At 47.7% G+C, this 8,994-nt stretch carries 9 protein-coding genes and 1 pseudogene; all 10 read left to right on the top strand.

Translation table 11 applies throughout. From position 1 onward, the window contains the following. Positions 1–318: pseudogene (locus ARB69_RS21710) on the top strand (inositol-3-phosphate synthase); the annotation flags it as partial. Positions 319–347: 29 nt separating this feature from the next. Continuing rightward, positions 348–1,271, top strand: a complete 924-nt coding sequence (locus tag ARB69_RS21705) for a carbohydrate kinase family protein (protein ID WP_055154977.1) — start codon at positions 348–350, stop codon at positions 1,269–1,271. Positions 1,272–1,416: 145 nt separating this feature from the next. Beyond that, positions 1,417–2,046: a KpsF/GutQ family sugar-phosphate isomerase gene (locus tag ARB69_RS21700; protein WP_050641626.1), complete on the top strand. Its 630-nt coding sequence runs from the start codon at positions 1,417–1,419 to the stop codon at positions 2,044–2,046. Positions 2,047–2,156: 110 nt separating this feature from the next. After that, a complete protein-coding gene (locus tag ARB69_RS21695) occupies positions 2,157–2,834 on the top strand; it encodes an HAD family hydrolase (RefSeq protein ID WP_050642730.1) in 678 nt (225 codons plus the stop codon). 387 nt (positions 2,835–3,221) lie between these two features. After that, a complete protein-coding gene (locus ARB69_RS21690; RefSeq protein WP_050641625.1) occupies positions 3,222–4,304 on the top strand; it encodes a substrate-binding domain-containing protein in 1,083 nt (360 codons plus the stop codon). Between the two features lie 68 nt (positions 4,305–4,372). Further along, a complete protein-coding gene (locus ARB69_RS21685; protein ID WP_242843878.1) occupies positions 4,373–5,887 on the top strand; it encodes a sugar ABC transporter ATP-binding protein in 1,515 nt (504 codons plus the stop codon). Positions 5,888–5,913: 26 nt separating this feature from the next. Next, entirely contained in the window at positions 5,914–6,861 is a 948-nt protein-coding gene (locus tag ARB69_RS21680; RefSeq protein WP_050641623.1) for an ABC transporter permease, read from the top strand. 22 nt (positions 6,862–6,883) lie between these two features. Then, complete coding sequence (gene rpiB / locus ARB69_RS21675; protein WP_050641622.1) at positions 6,884–7,324, top strand: ribose 5-phosphate isomerase B; 441 nt, start codon at positions 6,884–6,886, stop codon at positions 7,322–7,324. A 14-nt stretch (positions 7,325–7,338) separates the two neighbouring features. Then, on the top strand, positions 7,339–8,274 hold the full coding sequence (gene fba / locus ARB69_RS21670; RefSeq protein WP_050641621.1) for a class II fructose-1,6-bisphosphate aldolase: 936 nt from the start codon (positions 7,339–7,341) through the stop codon (positions 8,272–8,274). A gap of 244 nt (positions 8,275–8,518) precedes the next feature. Further along, positions 8,519–8,983, top strand: a complete 465-nt coding sequence (locus tag ARB69_RS21665) for a VOC family protein (protein WP_055154976.1) — start codon at positions 8,519–8,521, stop codon at positions 8,981–8,983. Positions 8,984–8,994 lie beyond the last annotated feature (11 nt).

Raw genomic sequence — 8,994 nt, 5'->3', positions numbered from 1 at the left:
CTGAAGCATGACGTGCCGATTGCTCCCGGATTTGCTTTTGTCGACAACCAGGGTGACCAGAAGACCGCGATTATATGTATCGAAGGACAGAAATTTGGCGGGGCTCCTGTAAGCCTGAACCTGAAACTGGATGTAATCGACAGCCCGAACTCCGGCGGAATCAGCGTTGACGCTGTTAGATGCTGTATGCTCGCAAAAGACAGAGGGATGGCAGGCGCAATCGAAGAGCCAAGCTCCTACTTCATGAAACACCCACCGGTACAGCATCCGGATGATCAGTGCCGTGCAATGCTGGAAGACTTTATCGCTGGTAAATAAATTAAAATGACAGATAGGCGGGAAGAAAAATGGAAAAAAATTTAGATATCGTTGTAATTGGCACAATTATCAAAGAAACCATACAGTTCCCAAACAGGACGATTGGTCCTGTTCTGGGAAGCCCGGCTGCATATTCAAGCCTTGTTATGGCGGCGCAGGGAAGAAATGTCGGAATTGTCACTTATTATGGCTATGACATGGAGGACATTATTTCAGAAATAGATGTTCTGGACAAAAGAGGCATTCTGCCATATGAATATACGACAACAAACCTGCTGGTATACAGAAATGACGGCACTAAATATGTAGAGTATCAGAAGGCGGCGCCGAATATCGGATTTGAAGATATTCATAAGGATTATCTGGAGGCGGATTATTTTAAAATCTGTCCGATGAACTATGAAGTGGAGCTGGATCTTGTAAAAAAACTCTATGAGAGAAATAAAACAGTCTTTGTAGACCTGGGAGGATACGGAGGCGCAACGAGTGACATCCGTCACTCTGTAGAAGAGACGTATGGGAGAATGGTGATTGACACCTTATGTAAAAACAGTACCATTATCAAGGCAAGCGAGGAGGACCTGCAGTCTATCATACCGGGAAGAACAGCGGAAGAGGCGGTCAGGTATCTGGCAGATGCAGGGGCTGAAAATGTGGTGGTAACGCTTGGCGGCAACGGTGTAATGTTTAAAGAAGGCAAAAAAGAGCTCGTCCGTATCAAACCCTTTTCTGCGAAGAGCGAAGTAGAGGACGGAAGCCTGGACTTTACCGGTGCAGGAGATTCATTCGGCGCCGGATTTATGGCATCTTATGTAAAGGAACAGGATATGTATAAGGCTGCACTAAACGGAAACGCAACGGCATCCCTGGTAATACAGCGGTCTGGCGGCTGTACATATGGACGCATGCCGTCCAGGGAGAAAGTACAGATGCGCATCGCGACAGGCGCTTAAAGGGCAGAACATTATAAGCCGGCCGCTGATTAGCAGGGAAGGCAGTGACAAATTAATCATATAGAAACGAATACAAACAAAAGGGGTCAGACCCCGATTGCAAAGGGGTCTGACCCCTCTGCACAGGAAGCAGGAGGATTAAGCAATGAAGAATTATACAGATGCGGAACTGGTAAGTAAAGCAAAAGAAAAAATACTGGCCGAAGCAGAAGCTTTAAAGGCAGTATCTGACGAGGTGGACGAAGCCTATGCCAAGACGATAAAAGCAATACTGGAATGCAAAGGCCGGTTGATTATTACGGGACTCGGTAAGACGGGCCATATCGGGAAGAAGATCGCAGCATCATTTGCGAGCCTGGGCGTGCCGGCATTTTTCGTGCACAGCTGTGAATCCCTGCACGGGGATATGGGGATGATAACAAAAGAAGATGTGGTGATTATGATCTCGAACAGCGGAAAATCACAGGAGATCCTGAATATGCTTCCGCCGCTGAAGATCATAGGGGCGAAGACAGTCTCTATTACAAGGGATAAACAGTCGCCGCTGGCACAGCAGACTGACATCGCGATACTGGTAGATGCGGGAAAGGAAGTAGACCATATGGGGCTCGCTCCAACTTCGAGCTCAACAGCGGCATTGGCGGCGGGAGATGCGCTTGCTACCGTGGTATCCGAGATTAAGGATTTTAAGCGGGAGAATTTTGCGCTCAGCCATCCGGGCGGCGCATTGGGCCAGCAGCTGATCAGGGAATATCAGGAGAAAATAGGGAAGTAATATAACACCGGGCTCGTCAGGAACACCTGATTCAAAAATGATCCTTTGGCATTTGATCGGGCCAGAGGGTTATTTTTTTAAAGCGCAGTGGTTAAGGAGGCTGAATGGCAATGAAAAAAGCAGTAATATTTGATATGGACGGACTGATGATTGACAGTGAAAGAGTGACCTGGGAAGGGTATCAGAAAGAGTGCCGCAGCAGGGGGTATGAGATGACGCTGGATTTTTACATGCTCATGCTGGGACATCCCATGGCAGCGGTGAGAAAGATGATGCGGGAACATTTCGGAGATTCATTTCCCCTGGAAGAGATTATACAATGCGTCCATGACAGGATGGAATTTCTGTTTTCGGCGGAGGGGGTTCCGAAGAAGCCTGGCCTGATGGAGATTTTACGATTTACAAAGGAGAACAGGTATCTGACAATGGTGGCGACATCCAGTGACAGAGCAAGAGTAGAACGTATCCTGCGCTATGCTGAGATAGAGGCGTATTTTGATGACATCATCTGTGGCGATGAAGTGGTGCATGGCAAACCCGGCCCGGATATTTTCCTGAATGGCTGCAAGAAATTGGGGGTACGGCCGGAGGAAGCTTATGTGATAGAGGACTCTGAAATGGGAATACTGGCGGCATACAGGGCAGGGATTGATGTGATCTGTGTCCCCGACATGAAACAGCCGGAGGAAAAATACAGAAAAATGGCCCTCTGCGTGGTTCCCTCGCTGTCCGAGGCGAAAGCCGTGCTGGAGTCAGGAGGGCCGTTTATGTACCATACTGCTGATTAAGAGACAAGAGTAAAATCAGCAGCTGCAGCGCGGAGAATTCCACTTTGTTTTGATTTCTTTTCAATTGGAAAAAATAGATAAATTTATAATCGGCTATTTGTGGAAATATGACAATTGACTTTTTTCGACTTTGCGCGTAAAATTTAAGTCAGATAAGAAGTTAACGTTAAAGTAAACGTTATATTTTTTTAACGAAAAACTTTAACGTTAACTTTATCGAGAACTTGCAGACGAGATATTATGCCCAGGAGGAACGTATTATGAGAGACAAAACAGTGGAATCAGCGCCCGGAATTACAGAACAGAAACATGTGCATCGTAAAATTAAGCAGCGATGAACAGCATAACGATGTACGAATAAGAGACAGACATGAAGGAGGAAATAAGATGAAGAATATGAAAAAGGTTTTAACATTAGTATTGGCAGGCTGCATGGTGTTCGGATTAGCGGGATGTGAGAAAGAAAAAGCTTCATCTGCTGCAGACAGTGCGGATAACGGAAGTGGCAAATCAGATGCAGAGATCACGATCGGATATTCTTTCCCTGGTTCCAATAATGAATTCTGGGGTACCAATGCCTTAAATTCTGCGAAGCAGGCTGCAGAAGCACTGGGATTCAAGCTGATTGCGGATGATTGTAATTATGATCAGGCGGAACAGGTATCGGATGTCGACAGTATGATATCTTCCGGTATCGATGCTCTTGTTTTGGCGCCCCAGGACGCCTCTGTATGTGCGGGGATCACAGCGGCATGCAAAGCGGCGGATATCCCGGTAGTTATCATAGACAGATGGCCGGGAGACGACCTGAAGGCCAGCGAAGATTATGTATGCTTTATCGGGCCGGATGACGAACAGGCCGGATATGACATCGCAATGTCACTGATTGATTCCGGATGCAAAAACCTTCTGGGCGTTGGCGGTGTGCAGGGAACATCCGTTGGTGAAGGCAGGAAAGCAGGGCTTGACAAGGCACTGAAAGAGAACCCGGACGTGAAGCTTTTACAGTATGAATATGCAGGTGACACATGGGATGACGGAGATAAAGCGTTCCGGAACCTGTATCAGGCACACCCGGAAGTGGACGGAGTATGGTGCTTTAACGATTCCATGGCCCTCGCATCCGTAAACATACTGAAAGAAGAAGGCAAGCTGGATACGGTCAAAGTCGGCGGCATGGATCTGCTCAGCAATTCGGTGGAGTCAATGGAAGCCAAAGAGCTTTGGTTCTCAACAGGCGGACATTATATGGAAGCGGGATTTGGTGCAGTTGTAGCCTATGATGTTGCGAAGGGCGTGGAGTATAACGGCCCGGCCAAGGTCCAGATGAGCCTGCTGTGTGTGGATCAGAACAATGTGGAGGACTTTAAGGAGCAATTTCTCGATAAAGAACAGTCCTATGACTGGGCAGGAGCCAGCAGGGCAGAGAATCCGGATGCAGAATATAACTTCAATCTGATTCTCGAGTAACAGCGGATCATTTCTCCTCCGGTATCGGGCCGGAGGAGGATATTTCTAAAATGGAAGGAGGAAGAACATTGGCTGAAAAAAGAAATGCGGTTGTTCTGCGCGGGCTCAAGAAGTATTTCCCTGGGACAAAGGCGCTGGACTGGGGCGCTGATGATGCGATTGAGATCAAAGAGGGCGAGATTCACGGTCTGGTAGGTGAGAACGGCGCAGGCAAATCAACAACCTTTCAGATCCTGATGGGGATATATGACAAGACGGACGGTGAGATGGAGCTTTTTGGTAAACCATACAATCCAAGAAACGTACATGATGCGGAAGAGGCAGGCGTAGCGATCATTATGCAGCAGCCCAATTTTGCCAACAACCTGACGGTTGCCGAAAATATATTTCTGGGACAGGATAAAAGATTTACAAATAAAGCCGGGCTGATCGACTGGAAAAAACAGTTTGCAGCGGCAGGAGAAATCCTGCACAGATTTAAATACGATCATATTAAGCCTACGGATTTATTATCGGATCTGGGATTTGAGGAGACAAAACAAGTTGAGATTGCCCGTGCACTTTCTACGAATCCAAAGGTCTTGCTTGTAGATGAGACTTCGGCAGCCATTTCCAAAAGTTCCGTAGAAAATCTGTATCAGCTGCTTCGGGAGCAGCGGGACAATGGATGCGCGATTATATACATATCCCATTTCATAGAAGAGGTGTATGACCTCTGCGATAGGGTCAGCATTCTGCGGGACGGGAAGCTGATCACAAAAATGGAGGTCAACGAATCGGTTTCTCCGGATCTGATCATACAAAACATGGTAGGCCGTGACGTATCGGATGCGGTATACCGAAGCGATGACAACAGTTCCATAGGGGACGTCATGCTGGAGACAAAGGGACTGACGAGAGCGGGAGAATTTGAAGACATTAGTATACAGATACATGCAGGAGAGATCGTAGGGATCGCTGGCATCGGCGGATGCGGTTCGGAAAGCTTTGGCAAGGCACTGTTTGGATACGACCAGGTGGACCGGGGCGAGATTTATTTTAAAGGGCAGTCTGTAAAAATCAATTCTCCGCTGGAGGCAATGAGAAATGGCATTGGCTATATACCAAAGGACCGGGATAAAGAAGGACTGTTTCTGATATACGATTCTACCATGAATATTTCTTCGGGGAACATGAAAAATGTCAGCAGGCACGCGATTATCAATCATAAAAAAGAAAAAAAGATTGCGGTCGATTCAATAAAGAGGTTCCTGATCAAGACGCCGTCGGAGGCGACACCCGTATCTGACCTGAGCGGAGGAAACAGACAGAAAGTGGCCATTTCCAAGTGGGTTGTGAATGAATCGGAGTTTTTGATCGTGAACTCGCCGACAAGAGGCGTTGATGTAGGCGCTAAGTATGAGATATATAAAATCCTGGAGGATCTGAAGAATCAGGGAAAGGGAATCCTGCTGATATCGGATGAGCTTCCGGAGCTGATCGGAATGAGTGACCGGGTGTACTGTTTCAGGCGGGGCAAAGTGTCCGGAGAATTCTCCAGGGATACTTTTACAGAAGAACGGCTGGCAGTACAGATGGTCTGATTCTATAAAGAAAGGAATATTGAAAAATGGAAAATAAAAATGTAGTAGTTAGCTTTATTAAAAAGAATATTTCCTTGGCAGCGTTTGTGATTTTATTTATTCTCTTTTCATTTACGACAGCCGGCAAATTTTTAAAAATCAACAATCTTTTGAGCGTATTGACCTCCTCCACAGACCTGCTGATCTGTGCGCTGGGCGGAACATTTATTATCCTGATGGGAAGCATCGACCTTTCCGTAGGTTCCATGATTAGCCTCTGCGGTGTTATTGCGGCGAAGATCTACCTGTCGACGAACAGCCTGATTGTGGCGCTTCTTGCTACGATAGCAGTGTCACTTGTGTGCTATCTCTTCATGGGTGTGATACACGTGCAGCTGAAGGTGCCCACATTCATTGTAACTCTGGGTATGCTCTCCATTGCCAGGGCGCTTGTTACGATGATCAGCGGCGGTTCCATCACAATGGTGGATTACAATGGGGCCATCAAACAGGTATTTGGCCTGAGGCCATGGATACTGATTATTGCAATTGCAGCGTTTGCGGTTGTATTTCTGATCGAACGGTTCACGCTTTTCGGGCGCTACACCAGACTGGTGGGCGGGGAAGAAAATGTAGCCAGATTAAGTGGAATTAATGTAAAGAAACAGAAGGTACTGGTATTTTTATTTGCGGGAGTTCTGACAGCGCTCGGCGGCATTGTAATGGCGGCCCGCATTGGCTCCGGTTCCCCCTCAGTCGGCGTCGGTTATGAGCTGGATGTTATCACTGCAGTCGTACTCGGCGGAACATCACAGACCGGCGGTGTCGGCGGCGTAAGAGGCACCCTGATCGGTGTATTGACGATCGGCATACTTGCCAACGGTCTGGTGCTCTGGGGAATGCCGTCAGAAGTACAGCTGCTGATCAAGGGTCTGGTTGTGATCTTTGCCGTTGCGGTATCGACTGAGAGAAAACCGAACATGATCGTCAGATAGTGAGAGACTGGAGGAAGAAAAAATGATAGCTTTAGGCAGTGACCATGGCGGTTTTGCACTAAAAGAAGAAATCAAAGCATATCTGGCAAAGCAGGGCATCGAGGTCCGGGATTTTGGAAGCTTCAGCCCCCAGGCCGTGGATTACGCGGATATTGCGTATCCTCTGGCAAAGGCGGTTGCGGCTGGCGAATGCGAGAAGGGAATTCTATGCTGCGGTACAGGGATCGGTATCTCCATTGCAGCCAACAAGGTAAAGGGAATCCGGGCAGCCTGCTGCTCCGACTGCTTCAGTGCAAAGCTGACAAGACAGCACAATGACGCCAATATCCTCTGTATGGGGGGGCGTGTTGTGGGCGCAGGACTTGCGCTCATGATGACAGACCTGTTTCTGAACACGGAATTCGAAGGGGGAAGGCATCAGACACGGATTGATAAAATAGCGGAGATTGAAAAGAAACAGTAGAAGGAGGATGCATCATGGCATTGGTAACAACAGCGGAAATGTTCAAAAAGGCATATGCGGGCGGCTACGCAGTCGGGGCATTTAATGTCAATAACATGGAGATTATACAGGGCATTACAGAGGCAGCCCGGGAGGAACAGTCTCCGGTCATTCTGCAGGTATCGGCAGGGGCAAGGAAATATGCAAAGCACATTTACCTCATGAAGCTGGTGGAAGCCGCGGTACTGGACGTGGACATCCCGATCGCGCTTCATCTGGATCACGGCGAGGATTTCGAGATATGTAAATCCTGTATTGACGGAGGATTCACCTCTGTCATGATTGACGGATCAAAACACAGTTTCGAGGATAATATAGCGCTGACTAAAAAAGTCGTGGAATATGCGCACAGTAAAGGCGTTGTTGTAGAGGGTGAGCTGGGAAAACTGGCAGGGATAGAGGACGATGTCAATGTTAAGGCAGAAGATGCATCTTACACAAATCCCGATGAGGTAGAAGAATTTGTGTCCAGAACCGGTGTAGATTCGCTGGCGATTGCGATCGGAACGAGCCATGGGGCCTTTAAGTTTAAGCCGGGACAAAAACCACAGCTTCGGTTTGATATCCTGGCAGAGATTGAAAAACGGCTTCCGGATTATCCCATCGTGCTGCACGGCTCTTCATCCGTAAACCAGGAATATGTAGATATGATACGCAGATACCATGGAGTATTGGATGACGCCATCGGAATACCCGAGGAGATGCTCAGGCAGGCAGCAAAATCGGCGGTATGTAAAATCAACATAGATTCCGATGTACGCCTGGCTATGACTGCGGCAGTAAGAAAAGACATCATAGAGAACCCGTCTCACTTTGACCCGAGGCAGTATCTGCGTCCGGGCAGAGATAACGTAAAAGAACTTGTAAAACATAAAATACAGTGTGTGTTAGGCTCATCAGGAAAAGCCTGATTCGGATACGCGGTATCCGGGATAACAACTCTCCGGCTTTGTAAGGGCCGGAGAGTTGTTTTATATAATAGGAAAGTGCCCGGCACTTTCTTATTATATAAAAACCCTCCGGGGGATGCACACGCCGCGATAAGGCATATAACCGAAAGGCGGCACCGCGGAGGCGCCAAAGTGTGCAAGCCCCTCATGGGTAAGGGGCGGAAGTTGAAGTGGGCTTCCCCACTTTGATATACAGGAGGACAGCATGAAAGTAAAAATGGCGGGAGGGACGGACTGCTCTCCAGAGTGCGTAAGCTCTGAGAAAAACGGAAAACCGGCGCTGGAGTTTCATCATATATGCCTGATTGCACCGGACTATGAGGAAGCAGTACGGTTTTATGTGGATTATATGGGATTTGACCTGTTCAGAGAGTCGTTTTCCAGCAATAAAAATGCAAGGAAGCTGGAACTATACAGCGGCGGTAGGTATATTGCCGAACTCTTTATTAAAGAGGACTCTGTATGTACGGGCGTGCAGGCAGATGCAGAATTATCTTTACCGGGATTCAATCATCTTTCTTTTCTGGCAGAAGATGTGGAACAGATGCTGGGGAGATTGTCGGAAAAAGGGGTGCCGGTAACGGAAGTAAAAATAGATCGGATCACCGGAAAGAAATACGGTTTTTGCTGGGATCCGACGGGAACAAAAATAGAATTTTATGAAAGGTAGGGTACAACAAA

The organism is Faecalicatena contorta, from assembly GCF_001404335.1.
GTDB classification, from domain to species: Bacteria; Bacillota; Clostridia; order Lachnospirales; family Lachnospiraceae; genus Faecalicatena; species Faecalicatena contortus_B.
This window is presented reverse-complemented; position numbering and strand designations above follow the sequence as displayed.

Bases quoted from the DNA above. Each gene is read 5' to 3' on its own strand.
- ARB69_RS21705 (WP_055154977.1), top strand. From the start codon at position 348: ATGGAAAAAAATTTAGATATCGTTGTAATTGGCACAATTATCAAAGAA.
- ARB69_RS21700 (WP_050641626.1), top strand. From the start codon at position 1,417: ATGAAGAATTATACAGATGCGGAACTGGTAAGTAAAGCAAAAGAAAAA.
- ARB69_RS21695 (WP_050642730.1), top strand. From the start codon at position 2,157: ATGAAAAAAGCAGTAATATTTGATATGGACGGACTGATGATTGACAGT.
- ARB69_RS21690 (WP_050641625.1), top strand. From the start codon at position 3,222: ATGAAGAATATGAAAAAGGTTTTAACATTAGTATTGGCAGGCTGCATG.
- ARB69_RS21680 (WP_050641623.1), top strand. From the start codon at position 5,914: ATGGAAAATAAAAATGTAGTAGTTAGCTTTATTAAAAAGAATATTTCC.
- rpiB (WP_050641622.1), top strand. From the start codon at position 6,884: ATGATAGCTTTAGGCAGTGACCATGGCGGTTTTGCACTAAAAGAAGAA.
- fba (WP_050641621.1), top strand. From the start codon at position 7,339: ATGGCATTGGTAACAACAGCGGAAATGTTCAAAAAGGCATATGCGGGC.
- ARB69_RS21665 (WP_055154976.1), top strand. From the start codon at position 8,519: ATGAAAGTAAAAATGGCGGGAGGGACGGACTGCTCTCCAGAGTGCGTA.